An 18,634-nucleotide genomic window follows, 5' to 3' on the forward strand; every position below is an offset into this window, starting at 1 on the left:
TAATGAATTTGATTTATTTGTGTAATATACTGATAATAGAGCTATGAAAACCGCAAAGACTAGCAGCTCCGAGGTGTGCACCACGCAGGAAGCGGCCCACATCCTCGGCATTTCGGTGTCCTCGGTTCAGCAGTTGGTGGAAGCCGGCATCATCGAGGCCTGGAAGACCAAGGGCGGCCACCGCCGCATCCCGCTGACCGCCGTGCACGCCTACAAGGCTACACCGGGCAGCGCCGGAGACGCCGGTGAACATGGCCGCAGTCACATGGCGCAGCGCGCCGGCAATGGCCGCACTGCCGTACTGGTGATCGAAGACAACCAGTTGCAGCGCGAGCTGTACGCCAAGGCGCTGGCCTCGTGGAACCTGCCGCTGGACCTGGTCTATTGCGAGAACGGTTACAAGGCGCTGCTGGAAATCGCGCGCAGCAAGCCCGACGTGGTGCTGGCCGATATCGTCATGGAAGGCATGGACGGCTATGAAGTCGTCAAGACCATCCTCAGCGATCCGCAGTTGCGGGATGTGAGCATCGCCATCGCCAGCAGCCTGGACAAGGACGAGATGGCGCAGCGCGGCGGTATCCCGGCGGGGGTGGTGTTCTTCCCCAAGCCGATCAATTTTGATGAACTGCGCGGCTACATGCGTGCCTGCTGTGCCCGCAGGGAGCGCGAAGCCCGATAAACCACAGGCAAAGGCCAGAGTGCTTCATGGATGACCGGAAACAACATTCTCTCCCGCTCCGGTTTGCGCGCATCGATCTGCGCGTAGCCCTCTCGCTGTTTTCGCTGTTGCTGATCTGCGGGCTGTGGCTGGGCGCCTTCAAGGAACTGCAGAACAGCCGCGATAATTACCTCGACGACGCACGCCGCGACGCCCAGTCGCTCTCGCGCCTGTTCCTGGAACATGCCTACCGCACCATCGAGGCGGCCGATCAGGCCGCGCTCTACCTGCGCTATCGCTACGCCGAGCGCGGCAATGCCCTGGACCTGGCCACCGAGATCGACAACGGCCTGGTGGCGCGCAATGTCTACAACCTCTTTTCCATCGTCGATGCCCAGGGCGACGTGGTGCTCTCCAGCAAACCCTTCACCCCCGTCAACCTGGCCGACCGCGAACATGTGCAAGTCCACATGCAAGGCGGCCAGGACCAGCTCTTCATCAGCAAGCCCGTGCTGGGCCGGGTGTCCAAGAAGTGGTCGCTGCAGATCACGCGCCGCATCAACCGCCCCGATGGCAGCTTTGGCGGCGTGGTCGTGGTGTCGATGGACCCGCAATACTTCACCCGGCTGTACCACCAGATCGACGTCGGCCGTCACGGCGTCATCACCCTGGTGGGGGCCGATGGTGTAGCGCGGGTGCGCCGTACCGGTGACATGGACGCCATGGGCGAACAGGTCGCCGGCGGCAAGGTCTATGCGGCCATGCTGGCCCAGGGCAGCGGCACCATCGAAGCCGTCAGCAAGATCGATGGCCGCGAACGTCTCTACGCCTTCCAGAAGCTGCGCGATTATCCCTTGTTCGCCGCAGTGGGCATTGACCTGGAGGAAAGGCTGGCGCCGTATTACCGCGAGCGCGAGCGCACCCTGATGCTGGCCGGTCTGCTGTCGGTGGCGGTACTGGTCTTCAATGCGGTGCTGCTCTGGCTTGCCGGCTCACTGGTGCGCAGCCGGCGCGAAGCACTGCAGGCCAGCCAGACCAAGTCGCGCTTCCTGTCCAACATGTCGCATGAATTCCGCACCCCCTTGAACGGCGTGCTCGGCTATTCCGACGCCCTGCGCGAAGAGCTGGGCGAATCGCCCCTGGCGCAATACGCCGCGGCCATCCATGACAGCGGCAACCGGCTGCTGGACCTGGTCAACGCCATCCTCGAAGTGACCGAACTGGAAGACCGCCGGGTCGCCGTCCACCTGGAGCCGGCCAACATCCGCGAACTGGTCGGCCAGGCCATTGCCCGTCATTACCAGCCAGCCCAGGCCAAGGGCCTGCAACTGGAGTGCCGCATCAGCGACGATGTGCCGCAGATCCTGGTCTGTGATGAGCGCAAGATCCAGCGCGTGCTGGACAACCTTATCAGCAATGCGGTGCGCTATACCGATCAGGGCCGCGTCACGGTCGAGGTCGAACGCAGCGGCGCGCAGCAGTTGACCATGCGCATCAAGGACACCGGCATCGGCATTGCCGCCAGCCAGCAGAATGACATATTCGAGAAATTCACCCAGGCCGACGACAGCCCGCGGCGCAGCCAGGAAGGCGCAGGGCTGGGATTGACCATCGCACAGCGTCTGGTCACGCTCATGGGCGGTCAACTCGTGCTACAGTCGAAACAGCACCAAGGTTCTACATTTAGCTTCACTCTGCCATTGCAAGAGCCGAAGTAGCAGTCACCCAAAACTAAAAGAGCAGGGAGAAATAGTGCAGCCGGGCCAAGACCCACACCAATATCGCCACATCGATCCCAGCGCGCTGCTGCAAGCCGTAGGGGGAGACGCCCGCACGGTCGCATCGCTGGCCCGGACCTTTGCCGACAGCGCGCCCGCGATCTTCGCCCGGCTGGCGCAGGCCGCCCGCGCGGGCAACCCTGAGGCGACCCGCCACGAGAGCCATGCGCTCAAGGGCATGAGCGCCCTGTTCAACGCCCGCGCGCTCACCGAGCGGCTGCAGCAGACGGAAGCTGCCGCGCGCGCCGGCAGCTTGCCGCCACCGGAACAATGGACGCAGCTGCAGGCCTGTTTCGACCAGGCGCTGGAAGAGATCCGGTGCTATGCGCAGTCGGCAGGCTCCGCCTGAACCCACCCTGCGCTGTGCGTGCGTTGACGACATGAGCACTCCCATCCCCCCCGGCAAGCGCAAGACGCCCCGCATGCGCGTCTCCGTCCTGACGGTGGGCGCACTGCTGCTGGTCCTGCTGACGGCCACGGTCATCGTTTCCGCCACGCTGCTCTATCGCGCCAGTCTCAATGACTGGCGCAACGATCTCTCCACGCTCTCCACCGTACTGGCCGAAAACACCGCCCAGACCATGTCTTCGGCGCGGCTGGTGATCGACAGCATCCAGGCCGACATCGAACAGGCCAATCCGGCCGACCAGCAACAGTTGCAGCGGCATGTGGGCAGCGTCGATTTCTCGCAGATCATGCGCGAAAAGATCCGCGGCCTACCCTTCATCAGCGGCATCGGCGTGGCCAATGCCGAGGGACGCATCCTGGCGCTGTCGCGGGTGTATCCGGCCCCGCCGATCGACCTCACCGACCGCGACTACTACCGACACCATCGCAACTCCGATTCCACCGCCGAGTTCGTCGGCGAGACCGTGCTCTCGCGCGCGGGCGGGGTGCCGACCTTCTACGTGAGCCGCCGCGTCAATGATCGCCAGGGCCGGCTCCTGGCCATCATCGTCATTGGCCTGCCCTGCTCCTTCTTCGAGAACTTCTTTGACAATGTCACCCGCGACAAGCCCTTCTCCATCGTGCTGGCGCGCAAGGATGGCAAGACGCTGACCTCCACCGACCTGCTGCCGGACCAGGGCCAGCGACGCAGCATCACGCCGCTGGCGCAGCTGCATCCCAACATGCTGCTCAACGATGACGACCGCCAGCCGCACATGTTCATGCAGTCGCACTGGCTGGGCATCCATCGTCCGGTGCGCAACTGGCCGCTGTACCTGGAAATCGGCGTCACCGACGAGGTGTATTTCGGCGAATGGATGGAATCCATGTATCCGCTCATGCTGGTGGCCGCCATCAGCGTGGTGGGACTGATCGGCGGTTTCGTGCTGACCTGGCGCCAGGTGCGGCGGCGCGAACAGGACGCCCTGCTGGCCACGCGGCTGAAGGAAGAGGCCGACCACGCCAACGAGGCCAAGTCGCATTTCCTGGCCATGGTCAGCCATGAGATCCGTACGCCCATGAACGGCATCCTGGGCCTGTCCGAACTGTTGATGGAATCGGGCCTGAGCAGCAAGCAGCGCGACTATGCCGACAGCATCCATGGCGCTACCGGCGGGCTGGTGCGCATCATCAACGATATCCTCGATTTCTCCAAGATCGAATCCGGCAAGCTGGACCTGGAACTGGTGCCCTTCCACCCAGTACGGCTGGTGCAGGAACTGTCGGACCTCTACCGTCCTTCGCTGCAGCGCAAGGACGTGCAATTCGACCTGCGCCTGGACTGCCCGGACCACCTGACTCTGGTGGGCGACCCCGCGCGGCTCAAGCAGGTGCTGGGCAATCTGCTCAGCAACGCCATCAAGTTCACCCAGGCGGGTCAAGTCCAGCTGAGCATGTTGGCGCACCAGGATGAGCGCGGACCGAGCCGCTGGCGGCTGTTCTTCGCCATCACCGACACCGGCATCGGCATCTCCCCGGAGGCGCTGCAACAGCTGTTCCGCCCCTTCGCCCAGGCCGACAGCTCGATCTCGCGCCGCTTCGGCGGCACCGGACTGGGTCTGGCCATCAGCAAGAACCTGGTCGAACTGATGGGCGGGACCATTGCCTGCCAGAGCATTCCGGGCGAATCGACCCGCTTCAGTTTCGATATCGGCTGTGCCGAAGCCAGCACGGCCGCACCCAGCGACATGGTGGCACCGACAGCGCCGCAGGCGCCAGCGGCTGCCCCTGAACCGGGGATGCTCGCGCTCACCCCCTCCGGCAGCGCTCCCCAGCCGCCAGCGGTCACGCCCGCGCCGCCAGCTACACCGGCGGCATCAGCCCCCTCGGTGCTGGCGGGAGCACGCATCCTCATGGCCGAGGACACCGAAATCAACCGGCAACTGTTGCGCATCCTGCTGGCCCGCAAGGGCTGCATCCTGCAGGAAGTGGAAAACGGCTTGCAGGCGGTCGAAGCCATCCGCACCGGCCACTATGACCTGGTGCTGATGGACTGCATGATGCCTATCATGGACGGCTACCAGGCCACCGCCGAGGTCCGTACCTTCGAAGCAGCGCGCCAATTGCCCCGCACCCCTATCATCGCCCTCACCGCCAGCGCCATCGAGGGCGACCGCCAGCGTTGCCTGGACGCCGGCATGGACGACTACCTGAGCAAGCCCTTCACCCAGGTCGGGCTGATGCAGGTTGTGGAAAAATGGCTACAAAAACCGTAAAAAAGTAAATTCCACAAATAAATAAAACAACTGATTAAATTGTTTTATTTGATTTATTTGTCGCATGTGATTATGATGACTCCATCAGGCATAGAAATGCCTTCAGCAAGACTCAGGGGGAGTCATCATCATGAACTGGTTCTACAATCTAAAAATTGCCCACAAGCTCAATGCCGCCTTCCTGGTGGTGCTGGTCTTCATCATCGGCCTGGGTGGCTTTTCCAGCCTGCAGCTAGCCGCCGTCAACAAGAGCTCCACCGACATCGCGCGTAACTGGCTGCCCAGTATTGACGCCCTGTCCAAGATCAGCCTGGCGCTGGCCCGTTCGCGCAGCTTCGACATGCAGCAACTGCTGGCTGCCGACAAACAAGAAGAAAAAGCCTCGCGCGAACGCGCTGACAAGCAGATGGCCATCCTGCTCAAGGAAGTCGCCCGCTACGGCAAGCTGGTCTCCGAACCTCGGGAAAAAGAGCTGTATCCCGAGATCGAACGCAATATCGCCGTCTACAAGGACGCCCACGAGCGCATGAGCGCCCTGTTCGAGCAGGATCAGAAACAGGCCGCGCACGCCCTGATGAACAGCACCTCGACTCCGGTGTACCGCAAGCTGCAGGAGCAGATCGGCGAGTTGAGCGAGGTCAACAGCAAGGGCGCCGCCGTCTCCGACGCCGAGGCTGACCGCATCTACGGTCAAGCCAACATGGCGATCCTGGCGCTGGTGACCACTTGCGTGGTGCTGGCCATGGCCCTGTCCTGGTGGATCGCCCGACTGGTCGCCCGTCCGCTGGCCAATGCCGTGGACATCGCCCGTCAAGTGGCCGCCGGCGACCTCACGGCCGACATCCCCACCGCCCACCGCGACGAGACCGGCCAGCTGCTGGAGGCGCTGCGGCAGATGAATGGCAACCTGCTCAAGATCGTGCGGGAAGTGCGTCAAGGCACCGACACCATCACCACCGCCTCGGCCGAAATCGCCACCGGCAATATGGACCTGTCTTCCCGCACCGAACAGCAGGCCGGCGCGCTGGAAGAAACCGCCTCGGCGATGGAAGAGCTGACCTCGACCGTGCGCCAGAACTCCGACAACGCCCGCCAGGCCAACCAGTTGGCCGTCAACGCCTCCGAGGTGGCCCAGGCCGGCGGCACAGTGGTGGGCAAGGTGGTCGATACGATGAGCGCCATCAATGATTCCTCACGCAAGATCGTGGACATCATCGGCGTCATCGACGGCATCGCCTTCCAGACCAACATCCTGGCCTTGAACGCCGCAGTGGAAGCGGCCCGGGCCGGCGAACAGGGACGCGGCTTCGCCGTGGTGGCCTCCGAGGTGCGCACCCTGGCCCAGCGCAGCGCTGCGGCGGCCCATGAGATCAAGGCCCTCATCGACGACTCGGTGGCCAAGGTCGATACCGGCAGCAAGCTGGTCGACGAGGCCGGCCAGACCATGAATGAGGTGGTAGCCAGCGTCAAGCGCGTCTCCGACATCGTGGCCGAGATCACCGCGGCCGGCGCCGAACAGACCCAGGGCATCGAGCAGATCAACAACGCCGTAGTGCAGATGGATGAAAACACCCAGCAGAACGCCGCCCTGGTGGAACAGGCTGCCGCCGCCGCCAAGGCCTTGCAGGAGCAGGCCAGCCGCCTGAGCGAAACGGTCAGCGTCTTCCGCCTGGACGCCCAGCATGTCCCGGTGGTGGCCAGCCGCACCACTGCTGCGGCCAAGCCTGAACGCGATATCACTCCGGCACGCCCGGCCCTGGCCCGCACCAAGGTCATGACCCGCACCGACCGCAGCAACACCCGCGCCAGCGCCGAGCAGGGCGACTGGGAACAATTCTGAAGAGAGAGAAAACCATGGACTCCTTCCAAAAAGAAATCGACGAACGCACCAACCTGACCTCCACCAACAAGTTCGAACTGCTGCTGTTCCGCCTGGGCACGCCCGACGGTTCCACTGACAAGCCGGGCGAACTTTATGGCATCAACGTGTTCAAGATCCGCGAGATCGTCCCGATGATGGACATCACCGCCGCCGCTGGCATGCGCTCGCCAATGATGGGGATGGTCAACATCCGCGGCCAGGTGATGTCGGTGGTGGACCTGCCGGCGGTGGCCGGTTGCAAGGCCGGCCACGGCACCAACATCCTGCTCATCACCGAGTTCGCCCGTCACACCCAGGCCTTCGCGGTGGAGTCAGTGGAAGAGATCGTGCGCCTGGACTGGAGCCAGGTGCTGCCGGCCGATTCGCACTCGCCGGGCAGCCTGGTCACCAGCATCGCCCGCCTGGATTCGGAAGTCGACGGCGGACGGCTGGTCCAGGTGCTGGATGTGGAACACATCCTCAACCTGGTCTCGCCGGTGAAGGAACAACTGCAAGCCCCGCCGCCTGGCACGGCCGAACTGAAGCTCAAGCCGGGTGCGGTCGTGCTGGCTGCTGACGACTCGCGCATGGCGCGCGCCCTGATCGAGCAATGCCTCAAGGACCTCAACCTGCCCTTCATCATGGAAACCGATGGCCTGCAGGCCTGGAAGAAGCTGCAACAGCTGTCCCAGGCCGCCGCCCAGGAAGGCAAGCCGCTCACCGACAAGGTGGCCATGGTGCTGACCGACCTGGAAATGCCCGAGATGGACGGCTTTACGCTGACCCGCAAGATCAAGGCTTCGGATCAATACAAACAACTGCCGGTGGTGATTCACTCATCGCTGACCGGCTCCGCCAATGAAGACCATGTGCGTTCGGTGGGCGCCAATGGGTATGTGGCCAAGTTTTCCCCGCCGGAACTGGCAGCAATGCTGCGCCAGGTGCTGCCCCCCTGACAGCCCCTACTGCAGAGCCAGTGACGGCGCTTTTTACAAGCGCTGGGCCGACCAAGCGGTCGGCCGCCCCGACGCCGCCAGTTCGCTGGCGGCGTTGTCGTTGTAGTTGTCGTTATCGTGGTCGCGCGGGATGAAGGAATGCTGACTGGCTTGCGCTATCTCAAACCCCTTCGAATTCAAGCTTCTAGAATCAGAAGTGAACGTTCCTTCACCCGGCCCAGGCGCCGGGTCATCCTCCTGAGCGTCTCCGCCGGCGACCGGCGTTGCGGTCGCATCCTGTTCCGGGAGCCAGACCATGTCAGAGGCCGACCTTTCCCCCCGTATTCCCGCCTTGCTGGCGGCCATGGATGCCGAACACCGTCACGTGCTCGATGGCGTGGCTGCGCTGATGCTGGTGCCGCAGGAGCGCTTCGGCGCAGCCTATGGGGCGCTGGTGGATGAGATTGAAGAAGGATTCCGACAGGAAGAGCTGATGATGGACGAGATCGACTATCCCACGCTCAAGGCGCACCGGCGCGACCATGCCGAACTGCTGGCGCTGCTGCACCGGCTGCGTCCCTACCTGGAAGAAGGCAATGCGCCGCTGGCCGACATTGTCATGGGGATGATCCCGCACATGCTCATCCGCCACATGTCGGCGATGGATCAGGAACTGGCGCTGGCCTTGCGCCAGCAGGAAGAACACGCAGCAGCGGGCGCTGAGGTGGCTGCGGTGGCTGAAGGGACTCAGGCGTCCAGTTCTGCCGGGCTGTCAGCCGATACCGGCTGCGGTCCGCGGATGATTTCCGGCCCGCTGCCATAATCGGCCAGCGCGGCGCAATAGCACGCGACGAACTCCTCGACCGGCAGGGGCAGGGAGAACAGCCATCCCTGGGCGACATCCAGCGCCGCCGCCACGGCCGTGGCAACGATGGTCCATGCCACGCTCCCGTTCTTGTTGCTCACCCCGTCCTCCGATGGCTGCCGATGGCGACCGGAACGGTCGCAGGACGGGCAGGTTCAAGGCGAATGGGTTCGCCAGATACTCATCATTAGACCCGCCACAAACAAATAAATCAATTTAAACATTTATACAGCCATCCCCCATGGCCTCGCGCGGACCCGGAACGACCGGCGAAACGCCACGTTGATCCTGTCAAAAAGACGAAAATCCGCTTCCCAGGCGGAGTTTGCGAGATGCCATCCATGCAAGAACAAGTTGGACTGGCGCAACGAATTAACTATTTATATCCATGCGGAATCATTTTTTTGGTTTATTTGGTTATTTTGTGTTTTAATGATTCCAGTGCTCAAGGTTTCCATAGGGAGGATGAGCCAAGCAAGGCCAACGTAGCCGTCAGCGAGAGAGCAAGGGGAAGCGATCATGGGACATTGCGACGTATTCGAGGTCAGTCCAGTCTGTCCTCTGCCCGCAGCCAGGCAAGAGGCGCCCGACTTCTGCGCGCTGATCAAGGCCAATGCCCGTTACCGCCACATCATCGGCAATACCCCGGCCATCATCTACAGCAGCGTGCCTTCGGGCGACTTCCGGCTGACCTTTGTGAGCGAGAACGCCTCGCGGGTGCTGGGCTACGAACCGTCGGAGATGCTCGATGATCCCAACTTCTGGTTCAACCATATCCATCCCGACGACACGGCGCAGATCTTCTCGAGCCTGGCCATGCTCTTCGTGGAAGACCAGAGGATCTATGAATACCGTTTCCGCACCAGCGATGGCAGCTACCTGTGGATGCACGATACGCTGCGCCTGATCCGCGATCCTGACGGCACGCCCCAGGAGGTGATCGGCCTGATGACCGACATCACCGGCCGCAAGGAAATGGAAGACACCCTGCAACGCCAGGCCGAAGAACAGCGCAAGCTGATCGAACAACTGAAGATGGCGCAGGCGCAGCTGATGCAATCCGAAAAGCTGGCCTCCATCGGCCAGCTGGCTGCGGGCGTGGCCCACGAGATCAACAATCCGATCGGCTTCGTCAGCGCCAACCTCAATACCCTGGGCAACTACGTGGCCACGCTGCTGGAAGGCATCCAACTGCACCAGTGTCTGCAGGGTGGCGCGCTGCCCGCGGCCATGGCCCAGGAACAGTTGCGCAGTTTCGAACAGCGCGCCGACCTGGTCTTCCTGAGCGAAGACGTGACCGAGCTGCTGGCCGAATCCAATGAAGGGCTGCAACGGGTGCGCAATATCGTGCAGTCGCTCAAGGACTTCTCGCGCATCGGCGAGAGCAACTGGCAGATGACGGACCTGCATCGCGGCCTGGACAGCACCCTCAACATTGCCAATAACGAGCTGAAGTACAAGGTCAGCATCGTCAAGCAATATGGCGACCTGCCCCTGATCAAGTGCCTGGCCTCGGAACTGAACCAGGTCTTCATGAACCTGCTGGTCAACGCCGCCCAGGCCATCAGCGAACGCGGCACCGTCACCATCTGCACCGCGCGCGAAGGGGACAAGGTCAGCGTGAGCATCAGTGATACGGGCCATGGCATCGCGCCAGAAAACCTCAATCGCATCTTCGAACCCTTCTTCACCACCAAGCCCGTGGGCAGCGGGACCGGCCTGGGCCTGTCGCTGTCCTACGGCATCGTCAAGAAGCATGGCGGTGACATCAGAGTCAGCAGCGCACCAGGCTGCGGGACCACCTTCACGATCGAGTTGCCCATCGATCCAGCCAGCGTCCTGGCGCAATCCAGCGCCATGGAAACCACAGGAGAAGCATCATGAGTGCCATCCACAGTGACGAAATCGACACCCTGCAACAGGCCGATCCCTTTGCCCTGCCGCCGCCCTGCGTGCTGCTGGTGGACGATGAACAGAGCATCCTCTCGGCCTTGAAGCGTACCTTCCGGCCCCAGGGCTACCGCCTGATCATGGCCACCAGCGCCGAAGCGGCCCTGGAGCTGATGGCCGCCAGCGAGGTCGACCTGGTGATCTCCGACATGCGCATGCCCGGCATGAACGGCGCCCAGTTCCTGGCCAAGGTGCGCCAGCAATGGCCGTCCACCATGCGCATCCTGCTGACGGGCTACTCCGAGATCGGCAGCACCATCTCGGCCATCAACGATGGCGGCATCAACCACTATCTCTCCAAGCCCTGGGATGACCGCGAGTTGCTGCTCATCGTCGCCCACGCCCTGGAAGAACAGCAGCTGCGCAAGCAGAAGATGGCGCTGGAACGCAAGGTCCGCGAGCAGAACCTGCAACTGGCCGACTTCAACCGCCAGCTGGAACGCCAGGTGCAATCCCGCACCGAGGAGTTGCGCCAGACCGTGATGTTCCTGGAGAGCGCGCAGGAAGAAGAGCAGAAGTCCTTCCTCTCCATGCTGCGCGTGTTTTCCGACATCAGCGAGCTGCGCGCCGGGCTGGCCACGGGCCAGTCCGGCCGGGTGGCGCGCTGGTGCGAACAGCTGGCGCTGCGCATGGGCATGACCACGCACCATGCGCGCGACACCATGATGGCCGGCATGCTGCACGGCATCGGCAAGCTGGAGCTGCCCGACGAACTGGTGCGCAAGCCCATCGAAAAGATGAACAGCGATGAAGTGCAGCGCTTCCTGTGGCACCCGGTCAGGGGGCAGATGCTCCTGACCCCCATCCCCAGCCTGGCGGAGTCGAGCGAAATCATCCGCCACCAGCACGAGCGCTATGACGGCCGCGGTGTGCCGGAAAGCCTGTCGGGGGACGCCATCCCGCTGGGTGCGCGCATCGTGGCGGTGGTGCGCGATTTCGAAGGCCTGTGCAATGGCGGCATCACCAGCCTCAATGCCTCGCCGGAAAAGGCCCTATCCATGCTGCGCGCGCACGCCGGCCATCGCTACGACCCGCTGGTTGTGGAGAGCTTCATAGCCATGATGGAAGAGCAACAGATGGCCCTGGAACAGCAGACCCGCCTGCTGGCCCCGCAGGAACTGCGGGTGGGCATGAAGCTGGCCGAAGACCTGCGCACCAAGTCCGGCGTATTGCTGCTCAACAAGGACCACGTGCTCGACGACGCGCTGCTGGCGCGGCTGCGGCGCTTCGAGCAGCTCGATGAAATGCCGCTCAAGGCGAGGATTGTCTTGCACTGAGCCAGGTGCGCAGCAATCCCGGGCCTGGCTACCAGGCACAGGCTCGGGAATACCCTGATGATCCGCCGGCGCTGGTGGCCGCATCCCATGGCCGCAGGGCCATCCTCGCGTTGGGGGTACGCGAACGCATGAGAAAACCCAGACCGAACAGATACCCGTCAATCATGACCAGAGTCACCCGCAACACCATCGTCTTCCTGCTCGTCACATTGCTGTCCATGCTCATCGGCACGGCCATCGTACGCTACCTGAACGAGCGCGAACTGCATGACAGCCTGGCCATGGACAGCCGCTGGGTCAGCGACGACATCCAATCCCTGCTGCGCCGCTACGAACACGGCCTGCGCGGCGAGCGCGGGGCCATCCTGGCCATCGGTGAACAGGCTCTGACGCGGGAGCGCCTGTTGCGCTACATGGACAGCCGCGACCTGGCCACGGAATTCCCCTGGGCTGGCGGCTTCGGCTTCATCCGCCATGTTCCCCTGTCCGCGCGCGCCGCCTATGAGCAGCAGGTGCGCCAGGGGCGCATGCTGTTTCCGGCCATCACCCAGCTCTCCGAGAATCGGGGCGAGCTGTATGTGATCGAATACGTCGAGCCCATGGAAAGCAACCGCAAGGCGTTGGGACTGGACATCGCCTCTTCGCAGGCGCGCCGTTCCGCCGCCGACCACGCCATGCTGACGGGCCGGGCCGAATTGACCGATCCCATCCGGCTGGTGCAGAAAGACCAGGCATCGGCCAATGCCTATCTGTTCTTGCTACCCATCTATGCCGGCTCGGTCACGCCGCCGACCATGTACGAGCGTCAAGAGAAGATCATCGGCTGGGCTTATGCGCCGTTGTCAGTGCACGACATCATTTCCGAACTGAGCCGGCGCTGGCAGACGCACGCGCTGGAAGTGCTGATCGAAGACGTGGCCTCGGACGAGGACGCCGTCGAACTGTTCCGCAGTGCTGGTTTCGATGCGCTGTCCCACGACAGCGGGCTGGATTCGGGCCTCTCGCTGTATGGCCGGGCCTGGAAGCTGCAACTGCGTCCCTCGCCGCAATACCGCCAGACGCACCAGTTCGTCAGCGACCGCGCCATGCTGCTCTCCTGGGGCAGCCTGCTGGTCCTGGCGCTGGTCATTGCGCTGACCTACCAGATCTATTCCAGCCGCGAAGAAAAGCTGCAGCAAGCCCAGGCGCTGCTGGCCGCCGTGGTGGACAGCTCCCCCGACGCCATCGTCACCACCGATGCCCAGGGCCGCATCAGTTCCTGGAACCGCGGCGCGGCCGACTATCTGCAATCCAGCCCGGCGCAGGCGCTCTACACGCCCCTGGCGCAGCACCCCGACCTGCGCGAACTGGACGCGCGTGCAGCGTCCGACGCTAGCACCCAGGCCACGCCCCATATCGTCAGCCTGCAAGGTGCGCCGGTGCGCTACGCCTCGGCGCAGGTGTTCGCGCTGCATGACCGGGCCGGCCGCGCGGTGGGCAAGGCCTTCATGCTGCGCGACATCACCCATGAAAAGAACATCGAGCGCCAATTGCAGGGCATCAACGAAGAACTGGAATGGACGGTGCAGCAGCGCACCCAGGCCGTGCATCAGGCCAAGACCATGTTGCAGACAGTGCTCAACGTCATGCCTTCGCTGGTGGCCTACTGGGACCGCCACCTGATCAACCACTTCGCCAACGCCGCCTACGAGCGCGCCTTCCATCGCAGCGCCGGTCAGCTCAACGGGGTCTACATGCCCACTCTGGTGGGCCCGGCACTGTTCGAGAAGGCGCTGCCGCATATCAAGGGCGTACTGGCTGGCCAGCAGCAGATCTTCGAGTGCACCTTCGATGATCCGCTGCTGGGCTCCAGGCACATGCTCATGACCTACATTCCCGAGATCGGCGACGAGGATGAGGTGACCGGTTTCTATGTCGTGGCCCATGACGTCACCGAGATCACCCACAACCGCAACCAGCTCTCGGAGGCGCTGGCGCAGAACCAGTCGCTCCTGGACCAGGTGCAGGACGCCAACACCCTGCTCAACAACGTGCTCAGTTCGGCCAAGGGCGTGGCCATCATCGCCACCGATACAGAGGGTCTGGTGACGCTGTTCAACAGCGGCGCCGAGCAGATGCTGGGCTACCGCGCCGCGGACGTGGTGGGCAAGCTCAGGGAAGCGCATTTCTCGTCCCGGCCCGAAGCCGCAGTCCCGGGCCAGGACAGCCATACCGAGTTGCCCTACCGTCGCCATGACGGCGCGACCCTGCCCGTGGCGCGCCAGCAGACCTCGATATACGACCATCGCCAGCGCCACCTGGGCTATCTCTACATCGCCCTGGACGTGAGCCTGCAACGCCAGCAGGCCTCCGCCCTGGCAGCTGCGCGCGACCAGTTGGTGCTGGCCGCCGAAGTGGCCAAGCTGGGCGTATGGGTGTGGGAAAAGGACAGCGACATGCTGGAATACAACCCCCAGGTCGCCGAAATCTATGGCATCGGCGATCGCGGCGGTGCGCCGCGGGTAAGCACCTATGCCGAGTGGCGCCGACGGATTCACCCGGACGACGTGGATTATGTCGAAAAAACCGTGCAGGCTGGCCTCGCCGTCGATGGCGAACATGAACCGGTGTTTCGCGTGGTGCGCGACGATGGCAGCATTCGCTACGTGCAGGCACGCGCCCACGTACAGCGCGACGGTGCGGGCAGGCCCCTGCGGGTGATCTGCATCAATCTGGACATCACCCAACGCATCGAATTCGAGAACAACCTGGTCGAGGCCCGTCTCAAGGCCGAACAGGCCAACTCGGCCAAGAGCCTGTTCCTGGCCAGCGTGAGCCACGAGATCCGCACGCCCATGAATGGCGTACTGGGCATGATCCAGCTGCTGCAGCGCACCCAGCCGCTGCCGGTGCAGCAGGACTACCTGGACAAGGCCGCGATCTCGGCCAGGTCCTTGCTGAACCTGCTCAATGACTTGCTGGACTTTTCCAAGATGGATGCGCAGCAGTTGCAGCTGGACCTGCAGGCTTTCGAGCTGGAGCACTTCGGCCACGACCTGGCCGCCGTGCTGGCCGGCAGTGCGCCGCAGCCGGGCGTGAGCCTGCACATCACGCTCGACCCGCAATTGCCGCGCCGCCTGGTGGGCGACGTCCATCGTTTGCAGCAGGTGCTGGTGAACCTGGCTGGCAATGCTCTCAAGTTCACCCACCAGGGCCGCATCGACGTGCGCTTTGCCCGCCTGGAGCCGTTGCCCGCACCTGCCGTGGCGTTGCGGGTGGAAGTCACCGACACCGGCATCGGCATCGCCGCCGACCGCCTCGCCGACATCTTCGACGCCTTCACCCAGGCCGAAGCCTCCACCACCCGGCGCTACGGCGGCACCGGGCTGGGGCTGGCCATCAGCAAGCATCTGGTCGGCCTCATGGGGGGCCAGTTGCAGGTCAGCAGCGAGCCGGGCCGCGGCAGCCGCTTCTGGTTCGACCTGCAATTGCCGATCGACGACGATACCCCGCTGGGCCAGCCCGCCGCTGCCCGAGCGCAGCCGCAGCCGCAGCACCCGCCCCACCACCACGCCCATGTCCGCCCTGCTGAAGCCGGGATAGCCGGGATAGCCGGGCCAGATGAGCAGCGCCTGCAGGGCGTGCAGATCCTGCTGGTGGAAGACAATCCCGTGAACCGCCAGGTCGCCAGCGAACTGCTGGCGCTGGCGGGCGCGCAGGTCAGTTGCGCCGACAATGGCAGCATGGGCGTGGCCATGGCCTGCGATCCGGCGCGCCACTTCGACCTGGTGCTGATGGACCTGCAGATGCCCGACATGGACGGCGTCGAGGCAACCCACCGCATCCGTGGCCAGTATGAACTGCGCGGCCTGCCGATCCTGGCCATGACCGCCAATGCCTCACCCGAAGACAAGCAACGCTGCATCGAGGCCGGCATGACCGGCCACATTGCCAAGCCGATCGACATCGACACCCTGATCCCGACGCTGCTGGCCCATCTGCACCATGAAGGTCCGGCCCCCGAAACCGCATTCCAGGGCGCAGCGCCGCAGGACATGGCCGACGACCGCCTCAGCGTCGAAGACTATCCTTCCATCCTGCGCCGCTTCCAGCAGGCCAGCGATATCTACCGCACCATCCTGGATGCCGCCGGTCCCGAGCTGGAGCGGCTCTTGGCGCACTACCGCGCCGCGCTGACCATGTCCCCGGAGCAGGCCAAGGAAGCGATGGCAGCGCTGGCCCAGGCCAGCCACACCCTGCGCGGCGTGACCGCCACCATCGGCGCGCGCGGCCTGGCGGGCTACTTCGGCGCGCTGGAGCAGCGCTGCCACCACGCCATTGCCGAGCAGACGCCAGACCTGGCCTTGCTGCAGCGCTGCCGCGCAGACATGCAAGCCTGCCAGCAGGACGCCATGCTGGTGCGACAACAACTGATCATGCAGGCGCTGTACCCGCCGGCCATTAGTGCCGCGCCGGCGACTGCGGCAATCGCCGCTTCCGATTTTCCTGATAGGCAGCGCCTGCGCGAGTTGCTATTGTCCAGCAATCTGGAGGCGCTCGACCTGATCGAAACCCTCGGCAAGCGGCACGGGCTGACGCAGCAGGAGCCCTACCGGCAACTGAACAGGCTGATCGAGAAACTGGATTTCGCGGCCGCACTGGCCTGTCTCGATCACCACTTTGGAGATGCAACTTGAAACGGATACTGGAAGAACTTTCCACCCTGCGCGGCAACCGCCCCAGGATCCTGCTGTGCGACGACCAGCCCATCAACATCCGCCTGGTCAACGCACTGCTCAAGGGAGACTATGAGGTCTTCATGGCCACCAGCGGCCTGCAGGCCATCGAGCTCAGCGAGAAGGTGATGCCGGACCTGATCCTGATGGATGTCAACATGCCCGGCCTGAACGGCTACGACACCTGCGCACGGCTCAAGCAGAGCACCCTCACGCTGGGCATTCCCGTGATCTTCCTGACCGGGCTCAATAGCGAGGAAGACGAGGTCAAGGCCTTCGAGGTGGGCGGCGTGGACTTCATCAGCAAACCCATCAACGGCACCGTGCTCAAGGCGCGCGTGCTGACCCACGTGACGCTGAAACTGCAGTCGGATTTCTACCTCAATATCGCCGTGACCGACTCGCTCACGGGCCTGTTCAACCGCCGCAAGTTCGACAGCGAGCTGACCGAGAAGTGGGAGCTGTGCAAGCGCTCCGGCCAGCCCATGTCCTTGCTGCTGATCGATATCGATCATTTCAAGAAATACAACGACTACTATGGCCACCAGGCCGGCGACCACTGCCTGGCCGAAGTGGCGCACACCATCCGTGCCAATTTCCATCGCAGCTATGACTGCGTGGCGCGCTATGGCGGCGAAGAGTTTGCCTGCATCCTGCCCATGACGGGCCGCGAACAGGCCCTCAAGCAGGCCCAGGAGGTCTGCCATTCGGTCGCCCGCCTGCAACTGCCGCATGCCCGCTCGGAAGCTTCGGCGTGGGTGAGCCTGAGCATAGGCGTGGCCACCATGATTGCAGCCGATTACAACGCCAGCCCGGTTGCCCTCTTGGCCCTGGCCGACAAGAACCTGTACGCCGCCAAGGCCAATGGCCGGGCGCAGGTGTTTGGCGACACCCTGCCGCTGCTCATTGATGCGGCCTGAGCCGCATCCTCCCTGCCCTTTACGGCCGCACTGACTCTTGCGGCCGTCCTTCCCCTTCTGCTCCCCGGTCTTTCCCTTTTGCCCCCGTCTTTTTCTTTTGATCCCCAGTCTTTTCCTTCTGCCCCCCGTCTTTCCCTTTTGCTCTCCGATCTTCCCCTTCTGCTCGCCTCTTCTCCTTCTGCCCCGACGGTCATGTTCCCAGGGGCGGTCTTGCCGCATTTATCGAATTTATTCTAGGTAAAGTTGGAAGTCATTCGAGATTTCATGCGTTATTTACTTAACCAATCGACTATTTTCGACGACACGGCGACACTTCATTCCGCCTTTCCGCATGTTCCGCCTAGCCGGAGCAAAGGCAACTCCGGTTCGCCTTAGCGGATGAGGCCTCCCTCTTCGAATGTATTGTCTAGTCAAGGAATAGCACATGACGAATGCACATCTCGCCCATATTGTCGGCGGCGACGATAGCCTGGGCGGCCCGCTGGGGCGCCTTCTGGAAGAAGCTGGTTTCCACGTCGCGCATCATCGCTCGGCCGACCAGTTTTTGGAACATGCCAATGCCACCGGACCGGGTGGGCTGGTGCTGGCAGTGAACATGAAGAACATGGATGCGCCGCAATTGCGCAGCCTGCTCGATGAAAAGAAAGAGGGCATTCCCCTCATCGTCATCACGGGCAGCCAGCCGGGTGCGGCGCCGCTAGGGCAAAGCAGCGCACATGAAGAACCTGAAGTCGCGCAGCAACTGGTGGCGGCCTTTCGCGAAGCGCTCATGCCCTACGATGAAAGCGCCCCGCATCAGCAGCAGCGCCGGGTGCACCAGGCCCGCCTGGCGACGCTGACGCGGCGCGAGCGCGAAGTGCTGATGTTGCTGGTCAAGGGGAGATTGAACAAACAGATCGCCGCTGAACTGGGCACCTCGGAACGCACCGTGAAGGCGCATCGGCAGCAGGTCATGCGCAAGATGTACGCTGGTTCGCTGGCCGAACTGGTGGCGGCGATGACGCGCTATTAA

13 protein-coding genes are annotated in these 18,634 nt (G+C 63.5%); 12 read left to right on the top strand and 1 reads right to left on the bottom strand.

The window, feature by feature from the left end:
• Nucleotides 1-43 precede the first annotated feature (43 nt).
• The 7 genes from BGK68_RS26330 (at nt 44) to BGK68_RS26365 (ending at nt 8,718) form a co-directional block, all read left to right on the top strand.
• Entirely contained in the window at nt 44-679 is a 636-nt protein-coding gene (locus tag BGK68_RS26330) for a response regulator (protein ID WP_075259506.1), read from the top strand.
• Nucleotides 680-705: 26 nt separating this feature from the next.
• Nucleotides 706-2,376: a sensor histidine kinase gene (locus tag BGK68_RS26335; RefSeq protein ID WP_198937266.1), complete on the top strand. Its 1,671-nt coding sequence runs from the start codon at nt 706-708 to the stop codon at nt 2,374-2,376.
• Between the two features lie 34 nt (nt 2,377-2,410).
• Complete coding sequence (locus tag BGK68_RS26340) at nt 2,411-2,785, top strand: Hpt domain-containing protein (RefSeq protein WP_075259507.1); 375 nt, start codon at nt 2,411-2,413, stop codon at nt 2,783-2,785.
• Nucleotides 2,786-2,816: 31 nt separating this feature from the next.
• Entirely contained in the window at nt 2,817-5,099 is a 2,283-nt protein-coding gene (locus BGK68_RS26345) for a hybrid sensor histidine kinase/response regulator (protein WP_143433177.1), read from the top strand.
• Nucleotides 5,100-5,229: 130 nt separating this feature from the next.
• A complete protein-coding gene (locus tag BGK68_RS26350; RefSeq protein WP_075259509.1) occupies nt 5,230-6,939 on the top strand; it encodes a methyl-accepting chemotaxis protein in 1,710 nt (569 codons plus the stop codon).
• Between the two features lie 14 nt (nt 6,940-6,953).
• Entirely contained in the window at nt 6,954-7,916 is a 963-nt protein-coding gene (locus BGK68_RS26355) for a chemotaxis protein (RefSeq protein ID WP_075259510.1), read from the top strand.
• A 295-nt stretch (nt 7,917-8,211) separates the two neighbouring features.
• Complete coding sequence (locus tag BGK68_RS26365) at nt 8,212-8,718, top strand: bacteriohemerythrin (protein WP_083657907.1); 507 nt, start codon at nt 8,212-8,214, stop codon at nt 8,716-8,718.
• Here BGK68_RS26365 and BGK68_RS26370 read toward each other — a convergent pair.
• Complete coding sequence (locus BGK68_RS26370; protein ID WP_075259512.1) at nt 8,643-8,861, bottom strand: hypothetical protein; 219 nt, start codon at nt 8,859-8,861, stop codon at nt 8,643-8,645. The two genes, BGK68_RS26365 and BGK68_RS26370, sit on opposite strands and share 76 nt — an antisense overlap.
• A 418-nt stretch (nt 8,862-9,279) precedes the next feature.
• Between BGK68_RS26370 and BGK68_RS26375 the strand changes: the two genes are divergently transcribed.
• From BGK68_RS26375 to BGK68_RS26395, 5 genes are all read left to right on the top strand, one after another.
• Complete coding sequence (locus tag BGK68_RS26375; protein WP_198937267.1) at nt 9,280-10,644, top strand: ATP-binding protein; 1,365 nt, start codon at nt 9,280-9,282, stop codon at nt 10,642-10,644.
• Nucleotides 10,641-11,987: an HD domain-containing phosphohydrolase gene (locus tag BGK68_RS26380; RefSeq protein ID WP_075259513.1), complete on the top strand. Its 1,347-nt coding sequence runs from the start codon at nt 10,641-10,643 to the stop codon at nt 11,985-11,987. The genes BGK68_RS26375 and BGK68_RS26380 overlap by 4 nt, the downstream gene beginning before the upstream one ends.
• Before the next feature lie 164 nt (nt 11,988-12,151).
• The gene (locus BGK68_RS26385) at nt 12,152-16,663 is read left to right on the top strand and encodes a CHASE domain-containing protein (RefSeq protein ID WP_233149425.1); all 4,512 of its coding nucleotides are present in this window, start codon (nt 12,152-12,154) and stop codon (nt 16,661-16,663) included.
• Complete coding sequence (locus BGK68_RS26390; RefSeq protein ID WP_075259514.1) at nt 16,660-17,622, top strand: diguanylate cyclase; 963 nt, start codon at nt 16,660-16,662, stop codon at nt 17,620-17,622. The genes BGK68_RS26385 and BGK68_RS26390 overlap by 4 nt, the downstream gene beginning before the upstream one ends.
• A 424-nt stretch (nt 17,623-18,046) precedes the next feature.
• Nucleotides 18,047-18,634, top strand: coding sequence for a response regulator transcription factor (locus tag BGK68_RS26395; RefSeq protein WP_075259515.1), 588 nt, complete (start codon nt 18,047-18,049; stop codon nt 18,632-18,634).

This window comes from Herbaspirillum camelliae (assembly GCF_001929405.1).
Classification (GTDB): Bacteria; Pseudomonadota; Gammaproteobacteria; order Burkholderiales; family Burkholderiaceae_D; genus Herbaspirillum; species Herbaspirillum seropedicae.

What these genes read in the sequence shown, in the direction of transcription:
- BGK68_RS26330 (WP_075259506.1), top strand. Translation starts at nt 44, where the DNA reads ATGAAAACCGCAAAGACTAGCAGCTCCGAGGTGTGCACCACGCAGGAA.
- BGK68_RS26355 (WP_075259510.1), top strand. Translation starts at nt 6,954, where the DNA reads ATGGACTCCTTCCAAAAAGAAATCGACGAACGCACCAACCTGACCTCC.
- BGK68_RS26345 (WP_143433177.1), top strand. Translation starts at nt 2,817, where the DNA reads ATGAGCACTCCCATCCCCCCCGGCAAGCGCAAGACGCCCCGCATGCGC.
- BGK68_RS26365 (WP_083657907.1), top strand. Translation starts at nt 8,212, where the DNA reads ATGTCAGAGGCCGACCTTTCCCCCCGTATTCCCGCCTTGCTGGCGGCC.
- BGK68_RS26350 (WP_075259509.1), top strand. Translation starts at nt 5,230, where the DNA reads ATGAACTGGTTCTACAATCTAAAAATTGCCCACAAGCTCAATGCCGCC.
- BGK68_RS26335 (WP_198937266.1), top strand. Translation starts at nt 706, where the DNA reads ATGGATGACCGGAAACAACATTCTCTCCCGCTCCGGTTTGCGCGCATC.
- BGK68_RS26380 (WP_075259513.1), top strand. Translation starts at nt 10,641, where the DNA reads ATGAGTGCCATCCACAGTGACGAAATCGACACCCTGCAACAGGCCGAT.
- BGK68_RS26395 (WP_075259515.1), top strand. Translation starts at nt 18,047, where the DNA reads ATGACGAATGCACATCTCGCCCATATTGTCGGCGGCGACGATAGCCTG.
- BGK68_RS26385 (WP_233149425.1), top strand. Translation starts at nt 12,152, where the DNA reads ATGACCAGAGTCACCCGCAACACCATCGTCTTCCTGCTCGTCACATTG.
- BGK68_RS26375 (WP_198937267.1), top strand. Translation starts at nt 9,280, where the DNA reads ATGGGACATTGCGACGTATTCGAGGTCAGTCCAGTCTGTCCTCTGCCC.